Source organism: Xanthobacter pseudotagetidis, from assembly GCF_043194795.2.
Classification (GTDB): Bacteria; Pseudomonadota; Alphaproteobacteria; order Rhizobiales; family Xanthobacteraceae; genus Xanthobacter; species Xanthobacter tagetidis_A.
In genome coordinates this window covers 1,580,646-1,594,925 of sequence record NZ_CM195534.1, presented here as the reverse complement: position 1 = coordinate 1,594,925, position 14,280 = coordinate 1,580,646, and the positions used below count along the sequence as shown (strand labels likewise).

Genomic DNA, 14,280 nt, shown 5'->3' with positions numbered 1-14,280 from the left:
CCGGATCTCTGCGCCACGCCGCAAGGCGTGGATGGCCGGGACAAGCCCGGCCATGACGGAAACGGAAGCCTGGGCCGGACGGGAGCCTCCGCTACCGCCCGAGCAGCACCTTGCCGGGATTGGCGAGGCCCTTGGGGTCGAGCGCCGCCTTCACCGCCGCCATCAGCTCCAGCGCCACCTTGTCCTTGTAGAGGGTCAGCTCCTCCTTCTTCAGGAGGCCGATGCCGTGCTCGGCGGAGATCGAGCCGGAGAGCGACGCCACCAGATCGTGGACGATGCGGTTGAAGTCCTCCCAGGTGTCGATGAAGGCCGCCTTGTCCATGCCGACCGGCTGGCTCAGGTTGAAGTGCACGTTGCCGTCGCCCATGTGGCCGAAGGCGCAGACCCTGAGGCCCGGCATGTGCGCCTCGCAGCGGCGCGTCGCCTCGACGATGAAGTCCGCCACCTTCGACACCGGCACCGACACGTCGTGCTTGATGGAGCCGCCCTCGAACTTCTGCGCGTCGGACAGGTCCTCGCGCAGACGCCACAGCGCCGCCGCCTGGGCCTCGCTCGCCGCGATCACCGCGTCCTCGACCTCGGCCGCCTCGAAGGCGTCGGCGAGCACGGCGAGCACCATGGCGGCAAGGTCGTCCTCGTGGCGCGTGGAGGTGAGCTCGGCCAGCACGTAGAAGGCATGGTCGCCCTGGAGCGCGCGCACCGTGCCCGGCATGTGCTTCAGCACCGTCTCCAGGCCGAAGCGCGGCATGATCTCGAAGCCGGTCAGCGCGTCGCCCGCCACCGCGCGCAGGCGGCGGAACAGCGCGAGCGCGGCGTGGGGGCTCTCCAGGCCCACCAGCGCCGTGGCGCGCTGGCGCGGCGCCGGGAACAGGCGCAGCACGGCGGCGGTGATGATGCCGAGCGTGCCCTCGGCGCCGATGAACAGGTCCTTGAGGTCGTAGCCGGTATTGTCCTTGCGCAGGCGCGAGAGGCCGTTCCACAGCCGCCCGTCCGGCAGCACCACTTCGAGGCCCAGCGCCAGCTCGCGCATGTTGCCGTAGCGCAGCACCGCGGTGCCGCCGGCATTGGTGGAGAGGTTGCCGCCGATCTGGCACGAGCCCTCCGCGGCGATGGAGAGCGGGAACAGGCAGCCGTGCTCGCGCGCCGCCTCCTGCACCTTGGCGAGGGTGACGCCGGCCTCGGCGGTCACCGTGAGGTCGGTGGGGTCGAGGTCGCGGATGCGGTCGAGGCGCGAGAGCGAGATCAGCAGCGCGCCGAACGGCACCTGCCCGCCCACGAGGCCGGTATTGCCGCCCTGCGGCACGAACGGCAGGCCCGCGGCCGCGCATTCGGCGACGACGAGCGCCACCTCCTCGGCGCTGCCGGGCCGCAGCACGGCGGGCGTCGCGCCCTGGAACAGGCCGCGCCCCTCCACGAGGTGGGGCGCGAGATCGCCCGCCGCGCGCAGGACATGGCGCGCGCCGATGCGCGCGGCGATGCGGCCGAGGACGCGCTCGACCTTGTCCGGGTCGAGGACGATGGGCTGGGGCGAATGGCTCGACATGGCCGGGACACTGCCCCACCGCCTCGCGCCCGGCAAGCGCCAGCTGTGCCGCAGCGCCCCTCCCCTTCCCGCAACGGCCCTTCTCCCCTTGTGGGGGAGGGTCCGGCGCCCCGCCGCTCGCGCCCCTCGCCTTCCCTTCCGCGCGCGGCAAGGCTATGAGGGCGGCCCGGCGCGCGGGGCCGCGCCGTGAAAGGCCGCCCATGACCGACCGCATCCTCGTCGCCCGCATCGGCGCCCCCCACGGGGTGAGGGGCGAGGTGCGCCTGTTCCCGTTCACGCAGGACCCCATGGCGGTGCTCGACTATCAGCCGCTCACCGACAAAGCGGGCCGGCGCAGCTTCCGCATCGTCTCGCTCCGGCCCGGCAAGGACCATTTCGTCGCCCGCCTCGCCGGCGTCGACGACCGCACCGCCGCCGAGGCCCTGACCCAGACCGAGCTCTATGTGGCGCGCGACCGCCTCCCGCCGGCAGAGGACGAGGATACCTTCTACCACGCGGATCTCATCGGCCTGCCGGTCACCGACCCCGACGGCAACGCGCTCGGCACGGTGGTGGCGCTGCACGATTTCGGCGCCGGCGACATCCTCGAATTCGCCCCCGCGGCCGGCGGCAAGACGGCGATGGTGCCCTTCACCAAGGCGGCCGTGCCAGCGGTGGACGTGACGGCGCGGCGGGTCGTGGTCGATCCCGCCTTCCTGCCCGCGGGCGGGGACGAGGACGGCGCCCCGGACGACGGCGCCTGACCTTCCGTTTGACGCCGCCGCCGCCCGCGCCCATCACACTGCCATGACCGCCGCCCCACCCTTCCGCGCCAGCGTGCTGACGCTCTATCCCGAGATGTTCCCCGGGCCGCTCGGCCACGCGCTGGCGGGACGCGCGCTCGGCGCCGGGCTGTGGGCGCTGGAGGCGGCGCAGATCCGCGACTTCGCCCGCGACCGGCACCGCTCGGTGGACGACACCCCCGCCGGCGGCGGCCCCGGCATGGTGATGCGCGCCGACGTGCTCGCCCGCGCCATCGACGCGGTCTCTCCCGCCGGCGATCCCCGCCCGCGCCTGCTCATGACCCCGCGCGGCCGCCCGCTCACGCAAGCGCGGGTGCGCGACCTCGCGGCGGGGCCGGGCGCGGTGATCGTCTGCGGCCGGTTCGAGGGCGTCGACGAGCGCATCGTCGCCGCGCGCGGCCTGGAGGAGGTGTGCGTCGGCGACGTGGTGCTCTCGGGCGGCGAGGCGGCGGCGCTGCTGCTGCTCGACGCCTGCGTGCGCCTCATTCCCGGCGTCATGGGCAAGGCCGAGAGCGGCGAGGACGAGAGCTTCTCCGCCGGATTGCTGGAATACCCCCAGTACACCCGGCCGCAGGACTTCGAGGGGCTGACCATCCCGCAGGTGCTGACCTCGGGCGACCACGCCCGCATCGCCCGCTGGCGCCGCGCCGAGGCCGAGGCGGCGACGCGCGCGCGCCGGCCGGACCTGCTGGAGCCCTCCCCGCCCTGTGACAAACAGGCGACGGAAAGGGAATGACAGGCGCCCCTTTCTCCGATATGAAGCCGCGTCCCTTAACTTAAAACGACACGACGTGGCGCCGGGGCTTGCCCAGGGCCGCTAGAGGTTGGCGACATGAACATCATCGAGACGCTCGAGCAAGAGCAGGCGACCCGGCTCGCCGAGAAGCGTGCCATTCCGGAGTTCCAACCGGGTGACACCGTGATCGTGAACGTGAAGGTGGTCGAAGGCGACCGCACCCGCGTGCAGGCCTATGAGGGCGTGGTGATCGCGCGCTCGGGCGGCGGGCTCAACGAGAGCTTCACGGTCCGCAAGATTTCCTATGGCGAGGGCGTGGAGCGCGTGTTCCCGGTCTACTCGCCGCTGATCGACAGCATCAAGGTGGTCCGCCGGGGCAAGGTGCGCCGCGCCAAGCTCTATTACCTGCGCGACCGCCGCGGCAAGTCGGCCCGCATCGCCGAGCGCCAGGACACCCGCGCGGACGCCGCCAAGGGCAAGAAGGCGAAGGCCCCCGCCGCCGCCGAGTGACCGGCGCCCCTTCCGGGCCGAGATCCTTCGGGTCAAAGATCCTTCGGGTCAAAACAAAACGCCGCCGGCTGACGCCGGCGGCTTTTTTGTGCCCTGATGCGCCTCCTCCGCGTGCGCCCCTGCGCGCCGCGACCCGCCGGCGCACCCCGGGTGATGCGGGCGTTCGGCGCTCAGGCCGGCATCTTGGAGAGGTCGACGCGCGGCGGCATCATCTTGCCCAGCTCCTCGCGCGTCACCTTCTTCTGCACCTCGAGCTTGTTGTCGGTGACGCGCGAGATGTAGCAGTCGATGATGCCGGAGTGGTCCTCCTTGCGCAGGAGCTTGGCGCCCTGCGGATGGCCGAGCGAGTTGGCCATCTCCAGGCCCTCCAGCGCCTCGATGACCAGGAGGTCGTCCTTCTTGGTCTTCCAGCCGCTCTTCTCGATCGCCTCCTTGAGCGCGAACACGTTCTCCCATGACTGCCAGGCGTGGCTCTTGGCCATCACCCGCGAGGAGGTCTTCTCGCGCGCGTCGACGTCGTCGATCTCCATCACCTCGTTGTGCTTCTTGTGGAATTCGTCGTTCTTGAACTTCAGCATGCGCGGGAAGTTCTCGACCAGGTAGACCCCCTCGCCCGCGCCCTGAAGATCGGCCGGGGCGATCGCCTCCATGGTGCCGCAGATGGAGTACATGCGCATGGTCTTCTCCAGGCCCATGGACTTGGCCTGGGTGTAAAAGGCCACCGACTGGGCGCCGAAGAACACCGAGAACAGCACCTCCGTGTCCTGCGGGATCTTGGCGAGGTAGGGCACCAGGTCCTTGGCGTCGAGCGGCACGAAGATCGGCGGGTGGACCTTGCCGCCCAGCTTCTCGATCACCGCCTTGTGCTCCTGGTAGTGGCTGTGGCCCCAGGCATAATCGGGCGAGATGATGGTCCAGGTCTTGCCCAGATTCTCGAACGCCCACGGCGCGCCGGCGGCGGCGAGGCCGTAGGTGTCGGTGCCGGTGCGGAACGAGTAGCGCGTGCCCTTGGAGCCGGTGGCCTCGGTGGCCTCGCCGGCGGAGAAATAGACCGTCTTCAGCTCGGTCGCGACCGGGATGGAGGCCAGCATCACGCCCGAATGCACCGAGCCGACCACGAAGTTCGCGCCGCCGCGCTCGATCAGCGCGCGCAGCTTGCGCGCGCCCACCGCCGGGTTGGATTCGGTGTCCTCGGTGAGCAGCTCCACCTTGCGGCCGGCGATGCCGCCACCCTCGTTCACGAGCTTGACGGCCGCCTTCGCCGCCTTGTCGTGCCAGTAGCCCCACGAGGAGAAGCCGCCGGTGAGCTCGCAGTGGTTGCCGATATAGATCGGCCCGCCGGCCTGCGCGTAGAGGTCCTTCGTCAGGCCGAGATAGGAGGTGCCCGCGGCGACGCCGCCGGCGAGCGCATGGCCGAGGAAGCTGCGCCGCGAGAGGCCGGACGCCTCGGGCGCGGGGGACGCGGAGAGTTCGGGAAACTTCGCCTTGCCGTCGGTCATCTGGTCCACTCCGGTTATTGGATCCGCTCAGAGCGCGATCCGATCAAATTGAAGCAATTTGATCGGTGAATCGCCCTCTAAACTATTGATGGAGAACGCGTGGTCCGATCAGCCTGCGGTGCAGGCTGATCGGCGCGTGCTCTAGAGCGCCACGCCGAGATAGCGGTGGATCGTCGAGGGATCGGTGGTGAGCTCCTGGCTGGTGGCCTCGTGCACCACCTGCCCGCGCTCCATGAGATAGATGCGCGAGGCGAGCGCGAGCGCCGTGCGCACGTTCTGCTCCACCAGCAGCACGGCGACGCCGCGCCTGGCGATGGCCGCGATCTCGCGCCTTATCTCGGCGACGAGCTTCGGCATGATGCCCTCGGTGGGCTCGTCGAGCAGGATCAGGCTCGGCTTGCGCATCAGGCAGCGGCCGATGGCGAGGATCTGCTGCTCGCCGCCCGAGAGCGTGCCCGCCGCCTGGAAGCGCCGCTCGGCGAGGCGCGGGAACCGTGTGTAGATGTCCTCCACCAGTTCGGGATCGGGCGCCGACCTGAGGCCGAGGAACAGGTTCTCCTCCACGGTCAGCACCGGGAAGATGCCGCGCCCCTGGGGCACGTAGCCGATGCCGAGGCCGGACAGCCTGTAGGCCGGCAGGCGGCCGATGTCGGCGCCCTGGAACGCCACCGAGCCGCCGCGCCGCGCGAGAAGGCCGAGGATGGCGCGGAGGGTCGAGGTCTTGCCGACGCCGTTGCGCCCAAGCAGCGCCACGGTCTCGCCGGCGCCGACATTGAGGTCGACCCCGCGCAGCACCGGCACGCGGCCGATGGAGGCCTGAAGGCCCTTCACGTCGAGCACGGTGCTGCCGACCACGGGATGGGCGAGCGGGGCGTTCATGCTGCGTCCTCCGGCGCGCCGAGATAGGCGTCCTGCACGTCGCTGTTGGCGGCGATCTCCTTCGGCGTGCCGCGCGCGAGCACGCGGCCCGCCGCCATCACGGTGATGCGCTCGGCGATGGCGAACACCACCTCCATGTCGTGCTCGATCAGGATGATCTGCGTCGTCTTCGCGAGCGCGACGATGCGGGCGACCGTGGTCTCGGTCTCGGCCGGGCTCATGCCGCAGATGGGCTCGTCCAGCAGCAGGAGCCTGGGCTTGTTGGCGAGCGCGAGCGCGATCTCCAGCAGCGCCACGTCGCCGTAGGAGAGCGTGCCGGCGACGCGCTTGGCGAGCCGGGCGAGGCCGGTCTCGGCCAGCAGCTCCTCGACGCGCCGATTGACGCCGGCGAAGCCGAGCGCCGGGCGGAAGGGGCTGGCGATCTTCTCGTGCGCCATCACCGCGACGCGGAGATTGTCGGCGACGGTGAGGCCGGTGAACACGCTCTTGATCTGCAGCGTGCGCGAGAGGCCGCGCGAGACGATCTGGTGCGGCTTCATGCCGGCGATGTCGTCGCCCTCGAACACCACCTGGCCCGCGTCCGCCGGCAGCATGCCGGTGATGAGGTTGAACAGCGTCGTCTTGCCGGCGCCGTTGGGGCCGATCACGGCGCTGAGCACCCCATAGGGGAAGTCGAGGTCGACGCCGTCGACGGCGGCAAGACCGCCGAAGCGCTTGGTGAGGCCGCGGATGGAGAGCACGTTTTCCATCACTCGGCCTCCGCGCGGGCGGTCACGGGGATGCCGGGATTCTCCAGGTGCTCGCGCTGCTCGCTTTCGCCGCGGCGGGCGAGCGCCGTCAGCGAGCCGACGAGCCCCTTGGGCGCGAAGATCACCACCGCGATGGTGATGGCGCCCACCGCCATCAGGTAGTTCTCCCACAGGCCGGAGACCACCTCGCGGAAGATGATCAGCAGCGCCGTGCCCACCAGCGGGCCGAGCAGCGTTCCCGCCCCGCCGACGATGGCCCACACCACCGCCTCGCCGGAGACGTGATAGAACATGTAGGAAGCCGAGGCGTAGCGCCCGAACAGCGCCAGGAGCGCTCCGCCCACCCCGGCGATGAAGCCCGCCAGCACGAAGGCGATCCAGCGCGTGGCATAGACGTTGATGCCGATCAGCTGGGCGCGCTTCTCGTTCTCCCGCACGGCGGCGAAGCGCAGGCCGAGCGGGCTCGCCACCACCAGCGCCATCAGCGCGTAGCAGGCGAGGCAGACGAGGAAGATGAAGTAGTATTGCGTGGTGCGGTCGGTGAGCATCAGCCCCGCCGCCTCCAGGATCGGCGGCGCGCTGAAGGACAGGCCGTCGTCGCCGCCGGTGAGCCATTTCTGCGACATGGCGACGAAGTAGAAGATCAGCGAGAACACCACCGTGATGATGGCGAAATAGTGCCAGGTGAGGCGCACCGCGAAGGCTCCCGCCACCGCCGCCATGCCGGTGGAGGCGAGAATGCCCAGCGCCAGCGCCGGCCACAGGCCGAGCCCCAGCATCGAGATGCCGATGGCGGTGCCGTACATGCCGAAGCCGAAATAGAGCGCCTGGCCGAACGACAGCAGCCCCACATAGCCGAACAGCAGGTTCACGCTGGCGGCGAGCAGAGACCAGATCAGGATCTCGGCCACCACGTTCACCCAGAAGGTGAGGCCGAAGGCGGGCAGCACCAGCGGCAGGCTGGCGAGCGCGGCGACCAGCGCCACGACCAGGGCGATGCCGGCGGCCCTCATCGCGTCGCCCCCGCGAACAGGCCGTGGGGACGCGCCAGCAGCACGACGCTCATCACCACCAGAGAGGAGATGCGCGCCATGGTGGGATCGGCGAAGGCGGAGACGACGCCCTCCATCACCGCCAGCAGCACCGCGGCGGCCACCGTGCCCTTGAGGTTGCCGAGGCCGCCGATGACCACGGCCATGAAGCAGACCGGCAGGATGTCGATGCCGGTCCTGAAGTCCACCGTGGTGATGGGCGCGGCGATGACGCCGCCGAGCAGCGCCAGCGCGGTGCCGAGCGCGAAGGTGAAGGCGCACACCAGCGTCACCGGGATGCCGAGCGCGGTGGCGGTCTCGCGGTCGTGGCGCACGGCGCGGATCCAGGTGCCGAGCGTGGTGCGCGACAGGAAGGCGAAGAAGCCGGCGATGGCGAGCGCCGCGAACAGCGCCGCGAACAGGCGGTAGACGTCGTAGTCGATGCCGAACAAATGGATGGTGCCCTCCACCGGGGCGGGCATGCGGCGCGGCTGCGGGCCGAGGGTCATGCGCACCGCCTCCTGGAGGATCATCGACAGGCCGAAGGTGATGACGATGGTGAGCGAGGCCGAGCTGATGGCCGGGCGGATCACCAGGCGCTCGATCACCAGCCCGAGCGCGAAGCCCAGCAGCGGCACCAGCACCAGGGCGATCCAGAAGCCCGTCGTCCCGGCGATGACGAGGCCGAGCACGGTGCCGACCATGAAGAAGTCGCCATGGGCGACATTGATGATGTCCAGCAGGCCGAAGATGATGGAGAGGCCGAGCGCGATGAGCGCGACGATCAGTCCCCAGATCAGCCCGTTGATGGTCAGTGCGATAACGATATCCATGGCTCTGGCAGGTTGTTGTGTTGATCGAGTGTTGCCGCCGGATGGGCCCGGCGGTACCGCGAAAATCTGCAAAAGGGTTTGCGAAAAAGGCACGCCCAAATTCGCGTCACTTGCCGTCCATTTCACCAGAATCCGCGCCCGCCTGCCGATTGGGCAGCAGCCGCGGGGAAGTGCGCAGGGGGATGTGCGGAAATTCGCGGTTCTCGGCGCATCCGGGCTCACTCACTAATGGGCGGAAACCGCGCGCTGCGCGCCGTCCAAAGACCGGGCCAAAGATGACCGTCACCTATCCGCGCTTCAAGGCCGCCGCCTGCCACACCTCGTCGGTGTTCCTCGATTCCGAGAAGACCGCCGAGAAGGCGTGCGACCTCATCGCCGAGGCCGCCCATGCGGGCGCCGCGCTGGTCGCGTTCCCCGAATCCTTCCTGCCCGGCTTCCCGGTGTGGGCGGCGCTGCAGGCGCCGATCTACAATCACGGCTTCTTCCGCGCCTTGGTGGCCGAGGCGCAGAAGCTCTCCGATCCCGCCATCCGCTCCATCCGCATGGCGGCGCGCCGCCACGGCGTGCACGTCTCGCTCGGCTTCACCGAGGGCACGGACGCGAGCGTCGGCTGCATCTGGAACTCCAACATCCTGATCGGCCCGGACGGGGCGATCCTGAACCACCACCGCAAGCTCGTGCCCACCTTCTACGAGAAGCTGGTGTGGGCGAACGGCGACGCGCGCGGCCTGCGCGTGAGCCCGACCGAGATCGGCCGCATCGGCATGCTGATCTGCGGCGAGAACACCAATCCGCTCGCCCGCTACGCTCTGATGGCGCAGGGCGAGCAGGTGCACGTCTCCTCCTACCCGCCGATCTGGCCGACCCGCCCGCCGAGCGAGGACGGCGCCTACGACCTGAAGCGCGCCATCGAGATCCGCGCCGGCGCCCACGCCTTCGAGGCCAAGGTGTTCAACATCGTCGCCTCCGGCTTCGTGGACGCCGCCATGCGCGAGGCCATCGGCTCGGTGAACCGGGCGAGCCTGGAGATCATCGACAACTCGCCGCGCGGCATCTCGCTGGTGCTCGACCCCACCAGCGAGGTGGTGTCCGACGTGCTCGCCGACCACGAGGGCATCATCTACGCCGACATCGACACCCAGCGCTGCGTGGAGCCGAAGCAGTTTCACGACGTGGTGGGCTACTACAACCGCTTCGACGTGTTCCACCTGGAGGTGGACCGCTCGCCGCGCGAGCCGGCGCACTTCTCCCAGGACGCCGCCGACATCGAGGCCGCTCCGCTGGCCCATGGGGCGGACGGCGCCGAGGATAGCCTCTTCGCCCGCGCCAACGGCGCGCTCTGAGGCGGCCCCCGCACGGCGAAGGGGCCGCTCGCGCGGCCCCTTTTGCTTGCGCCCCTCTTCAGGCCGCCGGCGCGACTGCGACCGGGCGGCCGAGCGCAAGCTCGCACGCCTTGGCGATCCGCAGCAGCTTCAGGTCCTCGCCGAACGGAGCCACCAGCTGGATGCCGAGCGGCAGGCCCTTCGGACCCGTTCCCGCCGGCAGCGCGACGGCCGGCACGCCGAGCGTCGTCCACGGCACGCACAGCGCCGGATCGCCGGTGTTGCCGAGGCCTTCCGGCGCCTCGCCGAAGGCCGGGGCGGTGAGCAGCACGTCGAAGCCGGCGAGCGCGGCCGGCAGGGTGGCCCGGAGCGCCAGCCGGTCGTGGCAGGCGGCGACATAGGCGGTCGCCGGCACCGCCCTCCCCGCCTCCACCAGCGCCTTCACCCGCTCGCTCGCCTTGTCCGGAAAGCGGTCGGTGAGCGGGCCGAGATTGTAGGCCCCCTCGGCGGAGCAGAGGGTGGCGCTGATCTCCCCGAGACGCTGGAAGGCGGGCGGCAGGGCGATCTCCTCCACCAGCGCGCCGGCGGCGGCGAACACGCCTGCGGCCTGGCGCAGCACCTCGCGCTGCGGCGCCTCCAGCAGCTCCCATTCCGGCCCGGCGAGGAGGCCGATGCGCGGCTTCGGGAACGGGGCGAGCCCTTCGGGCGGCACGCCGAAGGGCGGAAAGGCAAGCCCCCCGTCGCCCTCGGCGATCAGCGACAGCACCAGGGCCGCGTCGTCCACCGTGCGGGCGAACAGGCCCACATGGTCGAGCGACTGGGAGAGCGGATGGACGCCGGCGCGCGGCACGGCGCCGAACGAGGCCTTCAGCCCCACCACGCCGCAATAGGCCGCCGGGCGCAGCACCGAGCCCAGCGTCTGGGTGCCCAGCGCCACGTGCGCCGCGCCGCTCGCCACCGCCGCGGCCGAGCCTGACGAGGAGCCGCCGGGCGTGTGGCCGACATTCCAGGGATTGCGGGTGCCGGCGGGATGGCGCCAGGCGAACTCGGTGGTCACGGTCTTGCCCACCAGAACCGCCGAGAGCGCCTTGAGGCGCTTCACCACCGCCGCGTCCTCGGCCGGCACATGGTCGGCGAAGATGGCCGAGCCGTAGGTGGTGGGCATGCCGGCGGTGTCGATCAGGTCCTTCACCGCCACGGCGATCCCGGCGAGCGGCCCGGCCCCGGGATCGGCGGCGGCGTCGAGCGCGGCGAGATGGGTGAAGGCGCCCACGGCCGGCTCGCAGGCGCGGGCACGGGCGGCGGCGGCGGCGACGCTTGAGCGCGGATCGAGGGTGCCGGCGGCAACGGCGCGCACGGTTTCGAGCACCCCCAGCGGGGCGAATGTCTCAGTCATGGGTCGCGGAGGGTCCGGCTTAAGGAGCAAGGCCCGGACCGATGGGCCCGGGCCTTGCGCGCTGGATTGAGAACAGGCGTCGGCGGACCTGGCCCGCCGGCGCGCGCGGCGTCACTTGATGGTCATCGCCTTGTCGATGAAGGACTTGCCGACGAAGGTGGCGTAATCGGGCTGGGCCTTCAGGTTGCCGAGCGCGATCTGGGTCTCGAGGCCCACCTTGAGCGCGGCGGGGGTGATGTCGACGCTCTTGGGATAGACGCCGTCCGCCAGCATGCGCTTCACCGCGGCGCCGACCAGCGCCGCGTCGAGCTTCGGGAACTCCTTCTGGCCGATGGCCACCGTCTCGGCCTCGTTGGCGTGCATGAAGCGCATCGCCTTCTCCAGGCCGTTGGCGACCCGCTGGGCGAGGTCGGGGTCCACGTCCTTGCGGGCGGTGATGGAGGAGAAGGCATAGGCCCCGTAGAGCTTCGGGAAGCTGACGATCACCTTCATGCCCTGGCCCACCACCTGCTCGAGGCCCGGCTCGTACATGACGCCGATCTTGGCCTGGCCGGCGGCGAGCGGGCCGGGCTCGGAGCCGAGCGGCACCTGGAGCATGTCCACGTCCTTCTCGCTCAGGCCGTTCTCCTTGAGCAGCTTGATGAAGAGCGAGGTGCTGGTGGTGGGCATCTGTCCGGTGACGACCTTCTGGCCCTTGAAGTCCTTCGGGCTCTCGTACTTGAAGTCCGGGGCGGCGGCGATCCACACGGCGGCGCCGTTCACCACGTTGGCCATGATGAAGACCGGCGCGCCCTTCTCGGCGGCGATAGCGGTCCATTCCGGCCCGTGCAGCGAGAACTGCGCGCTGCCCGAGATCACCGCCGAGAGCGCGGCGGTCGGCGAGCCGGCGGTCTCCTTCACGAGGTCGAGGCCTTCCTCGGTGAAGTACCCCTTGTTGATCGCCACGTAGAGCGGCAGGTACAGCATCGACTGGAAGGCCTGCGAGAGCACCACCTTCTTGTTCTGCGCGGCCGCGGGCGCGGTGCCGGCGGCCAGCGCGAGCGCCGCGGCGAGCGACGCCATCTTCAGTTTGCGCACAAAGGACATGGACAATCTCCGGTCGGGTTGGGAGGTCGGTTGGAAATCGGGCGCTCAGACGTTGATCTGGGTGGAGTGCTGTTCCTGCTTCCAGGGCAGCAGCCAGCGCTCGGTGAGCTCGACCATGTGGTAGAAGACGAAGCCCACCAGCATCAGCACGAACAGGCCGGCCCAGACCGAGTTGAGGTCGTAGAGGCTGGAGGCGGTGTAGATCAGGTGGCCGAGGCCGTGCTGGGAGGAGATGAACTCGCCGACCACCGCGCCCACCAGCGCGAAGCCGATATTGATGCGGAAGGTGGCGATGATGGCCGGCAGCGTGGACGGCACGATCACCCGCTTGAAGATGCGGTGCTTGTCCGCGCCCATGGAGAACAGCAGCGCCTGCAGGTCCTTGTCCGCGTCCTTGGCGGCCTGGTAGGCGGTGATGAGCGCGACGATGGCGGTGAGCGACACCGCGAGCGCCACCTTCGAGGTCAGCCCGGTGCCGAACCACAGGATGATGATCGGCGCGAGCGCGATCTTCGGCACCGAGTTGATGGCGGCGATGAAGGGCTCGGTGAGGCGGGCGACGAACACCGAGTACCAGAGCGCGAGGCCGATCAGCGAGCCGATGACGGTGCCGAAGGCGAAGCCGAGCAGGGCCTCGAACACCGTGTAGCCGGTGTCGACGAACAGCGAGCCGTCGGCGATCGAGGAGACCAGGACGGAGATGATCCCGCTCGGCTTGCCGACCAGGAAGGCGTTGGCCCAGCCGACGTCCACCGCCAGTTCCCACAGCAGGAAGAAGCCCACCACCGCCGCGATCTGGAGCGCCGAGCGCCCGAGCGTGGAATCGAGCGCGTTGCGCCGCCGCCTGCGCCGCGCGGGCACGCTGCCTGCGGAGGCGGATTTGGAGCTCGGGGCGATGCCGGGCTTGGTCATGGCGGTCTCCGATACGTCGCTCATGCCGTGGCCCTCGTCTGGATATCGAGCTCGGCGCAAAGGGTGTGGAAGTAGCCGGAGAAGCGAGGATCGCTGCGAGCGGCGATGGGCGAGCGCTCCGACAGCTCGATGTCGTGCACCGACTTCACGGTGGTCGGCCGATGGCTGAGGACCACCACCCGCTTCGACAGCGCCACCGCCTCGTCGATGTCGTGGGTGACGAGGATCACGGTCTTGTTGAAGGTCTCCACCGCCTCCAGAAGCACGGCCTCCAGATAGAGCCGCGTCTGGTAGTCGAGCGCGGAGAACGGCTCGTCCAGCAGCAGGATGTCCGGGTCCTGCACCAGGGTCCGGATCAGCGCCGCGCGCTGGCGCATGCCGCCGGAGAGCATCTTGGGATAGGCGTTCTCGAAGCCCGAGAGGCCGAAGGTCGAGATGTACTCGCGCGCGGTGTCGCGCGCCTCCGCCGGCTTCACGCCCTTGGCGTCCAGCCCGAGCAGCACGTTGTCCAGCACCGTGAGCCAGGGGAACAGGAGGTCCTTCTGCATCATGTAGCCGACGCGCCCGCGCAGGCTGTCCACCTCATGGCCGCGATAGAGCAGGACGCCCTCGTCCGGCTCGGCGAGGCCGGCGATCACATTGAATACAGTTGTCTTGCCGCAGCCCGAGGGGCCGATGATGCTGACGAAGTCCCGTTCATGGATGTCGAACGTCAGGCCGTCGAGCACTTTGACCGGCTCGCCTTTGCCTGGAAAGCTCTTGCGGATGCCGTTCAGGCGGAGCTGAACTTTGGGCGCCATCGGCCTCTCCCTTGTTGCTGGCCCTCAGGTTTGCAACAAGGGTGCCAAAGTCAGCGAAGCGCCATTTTTGCTTTGCGACAAAGGATTAGAGGCGGGGCGGCAGGGTTCCCGAGCGGTAACCGCATGACGCGATTGCATGCAATCTGCCGCCTTTTATGCCATGCTTAACTTGCAACGAATGCATGCACATGCGGCATCGCAC

Annotated in this window: 14 protein-coding genes; 4 read left to right on the top strand and 10 right to left on the bottom strand. The window is 69.9% G+C overall.

The genetic code is table 11. The annotated features are described in order from the left end of the window. Positions 1-91: 91 nt before the first annotated feature. Positions 92-1,543 carry an FAD-binding oxidoreductase gene (locus V5F67_RS07290; protein ID WP_394022146.1) on the bottom strand — a complete coding sequence of 484 codons (1,452 nt, stop codon included), beginning with the start codon at positions 1,541-1,543 and terminating at the stop codon, positions 92-94. Positions 1,544-1,743: 200 nt separating this feature from the next. Here V5F67_RS07290 and rimM point away from each other — a divergent pair, with 200 nt between their 5' ends. The 3 genes from rimM (at position 1,744) to rplS (ending at position 3,571) form a co-directional block, all read left to right on the top strand. Next, positions 1,744-2,286, top strand: coding sequence for a ribosome maturation factor RimM (gene rimM, locus V5F67_RS07285; protein ID WP_394022147.1), 543 nt, complete (start codon positions 1,744-1,746; stop codon positions 2,284-2,286). 43 nt (positions 2,287-2,329) lie between these two features. Continuing rightward, positions 2,330-3,061: a tRNA (guanosine(37)-N1)-methyltransferase TrmD gene (trmD, locus tag V5F67_RS07280; RefSeq protein WP_394022148.1), complete on the top strand. Its 732-nt coding sequence runs from the start codon at positions 2,330-2,332 to the stop codon at positions 3,059-3,061. A gap of 96 nt (positions 3,062-3,157) precedes the next feature. Further along, positions 3,158-3,571 (top strand): 50S ribosomal protein L19, encoded by a 414-nt coding sequence (gene rplS, locus V5F67_RS07275; protein WP_394022149.1) that lies wholly within the window; start codon positions 3,158-3,160, stop codon positions 3,569-3,571. A 170-nt stretch (positions 3,572-3,741) separates the two neighbouring features. Here the strand turns inward: rplS and V5F67_RS07270 are convergent, their stop codons facing one another. The 5 genes from V5F67_RS07270 to V5F67_RS07250 form a co-directional block, all read right to left on the bottom strand. Beyond that, positions 3,742-5,070 (bottom strand): ABC transporter substrate-binding protein, encoded by a 1,329-nt coding sequence (locus V5F67_RS07270; RefSeq protein ID WP_394022150.1) that lies wholly within the window; start codon positions 5,068-5,070, stop codon positions 3,742-3,744. A 141-nt stretch (positions 5,071-5,211) separates the two neighbouring features. Further along, a complete protein-coding gene (locus V5F67_RS07265) occupies positions 5,212-5,949 on the bottom strand; it encodes an ABC transporter ATP-binding protein (protein WP_394022151.1) in 738 nt (245 codons plus the stop codon). Then, entirely contained in the window at positions 5,946-6,698 is a 753-nt protein-coding gene (locus V5F67_RS07260) for an ABC transporter ATP-binding protein (RefSeq protein WP_394022152.1), read from the bottom strand. Before V5F67_RS07260 ends, V5F67_RS07265 begins: the two co-directional genes overlap by 4 nt. Then, complete coding sequence (locus tag V5F67_RS07255; RefSeq protein ID WP_394022153.1) at positions 6,698-7,711, bottom strand: branched-chain amino acid ABC transporter permease; 1,014 nt, start codon at positions 7,709-7,711, stop codon at positions 6,698-6,700. The genes V5F67_RS07260 and V5F67_RS07255 overlap by 1 nt, the downstream gene beginning before the upstream one ends. Next, positions 7,708-8,562 (bottom strand): branched-chain amino acid ABC transporter permease, encoded by an 855-nt coding sequence (locus V5F67_RS07250; protein WP_394022154.1) that lies wholly within the window; start codon positions 8,560-8,562, stop codon positions 7,708-7,710. Before V5F67_RS07250 ends, V5F67_RS07255 begins: the two co-directional genes overlap by 4 nt. Before the next feature lie 275 nt (positions 8,563-8,837). Between V5F67_RS07250 and V5F67_RS07245 the strand changes: the two genes are divergently transcribed. Further along, complete coding sequence (locus V5F67_RS07245) at positions 8,838-9,905, top strand: carbon-nitrogen hydrolase family protein (RefSeq protein ID WP_394022155.1); 1,068 nt, start codon at positions 8,838-8,840, stop codon at positions 9,903-9,905. Between the two features lie 58 nt (positions 9,906-9,963). Here V5F67_RS07245 and V5F67_RS07240 read toward each other — a convergent pair whose 3' ends face one another. The 4 genes from V5F67_RS07240 to V5F67_RS07225 all read right to left on the bottom strand — a co-directional run bounded on the left by V5F67_RS07240 (position 9,964) and on the right by V5F67_RS07225 (position 14,078). Continuing rightward, positions 9,964-11,280, bottom strand: coding sequence for an amidase (locus V5F67_RS07240; protein ID WP_394022156.1), 1,317 nt, complete (start codon positions 11,278-11,280; stop codon positions 9,964-9,966). 111 nt (positions 11,281-11,391) lie between these two features. Next, complete coding sequence (locus V5F67_RS07235; RefSeq protein ID WP_394022157.1) at positions 11,392-12,366, bottom strand: ABC transporter substrate-binding protein; 975 nt, start codon at positions 12,364-12,366, stop codon at positions 11,392-11,394. A gap of 45 nt (positions 12,367-12,411) precedes the next feature. Next, positions 12,412-13,302, bottom strand: a complete 891-nt coding sequence (locus V5F67_RS07230; RefSeq protein ID WP_394022158.1) for an ABC transporter permease — start codon at positions 13,300-13,302, stop codon at positions 12,412-12,414. After that, complete coding sequence (locus V5F67_RS07225; RefSeq protein ID WP_394022159.1) at positions 13,299-14,078, bottom strand: ABC transporter ATP-binding protein; 780 nt, start codon at positions 14,076-14,078, stop codon at positions 13,299-13,301. The genes V5F67_RS07230 and V5F67_RS07225 overlap by 4 nt, the downstream gene beginning before the upstream one ends. Positions 14,079-14,280: the final 202 nt, after the last annotated feature.

What these genes read in the sequence shown, in the direction of transcription:
- trmD (WP_394022148.1), top strand. Translation starts at nt 2,330, where the DNA reads ATGACCGCCGCCCCACCCTTCCGCGCCAGCGTGCTGACGCTCTATCCC.
- V5F67_RS07230 (WP_394022158.1), bottom strand. Translation starts at nt 13,302, where the DNA reads ATGAGCGACGTATCGGAGACCGCCATGACCAAGCCCGGCATCGCCCCG.
- V5F67_RS07265 (WP_394022151.1), bottom strand. Translation starts at nt 5,949, where the DNA reads ATGAACGCCCCGCTCGCCCATCCCGTGGTCGGCAGCACCGTGCTCGAC.
- V5F67_RS07245 (WP_394022155.1), top strand. Translation starts at nt 8,838, where the DNA reads ATGACCGTCACCTATCCGCGCTTCAAGGCCGCCGCCTGCCACACCTCG.
- rplS (WP_394022149.1), top strand. Translation starts at nt 3,158, where the DNA reads ATGAACATCATCGAGACGCTCGAGCAAGAGCAGGCGACCCGGCTCGCC.
- V5F67_RS07240 (WP_394022156.1), bottom strand. Translation starts at nt 11,280, where the DNA reads ATGACTGAGACATTCGCCCCGCTGGGGGTGCTCGAAACCGTGCGCGCC.
- V5F67_RS07250 (WP_394022154.1), bottom strand. Translation starts at nt 8,562, where the DNA reads ATGGATATCGTTATCGCACTGACCATCAACGGGCTGATCTGGGGACTG.
- V5F67_RS07255 (WP_394022153.1), bottom strand. Translation starts at nt 7,711, where the DNA reads ATGAGGGCCGCCGGCATCGCCCTGGTCGTGGCGCTGGTCGCCGCGCTC.
- rimM (WP_394022147.1), top strand. Translation starts at nt 1,744, where the DNA reads ATGACCGACCGCATCCTCGTCGCCCGCATCGGCGCCCCCCACGGGGTG.
- V5F67_RS07225 (WP_394022159.1), bottom strand. Translation starts at nt 14,078, where the DNA reads ATGGCGCCCAAAGTTCAGCTCCGCCTGAACGGCATCCGCAAGAGCTTT.
- V5F67_RS07270 (WP_394022150.1), bottom strand. Translation starts at nt 5,070, where the DNA reads ATGACCGACGGCAAGGCGAAGTTTCCCGAACTCTCCGCGTCCCCCGCG.
- V5F67_RS07290 (WP_394022146.1), bottom strand. Translation starts at nt 1,543, where the DNA reads ATGTCGAGCCATTCGCCCCAGCCCATCGTCCTCGACCCGGACAAGGTC.
- V5F67_RS07235 (WP_394022157.1), bottom strand. Translation starts at nt 12,366, where the DNA reads ATGTCCTTTGTGCGCAAACTGAAGATGGCGTCGCTCGCCGCGGCGCTC.
- V5F67_RS07260 (WP_394022152.1), bottom strand. Translation starts at nt 6,698, where the DNA reads ATGGAAAACGTGCTCTCCATCCGCGGCCTCACCAAGCGCTTCGGCGGT.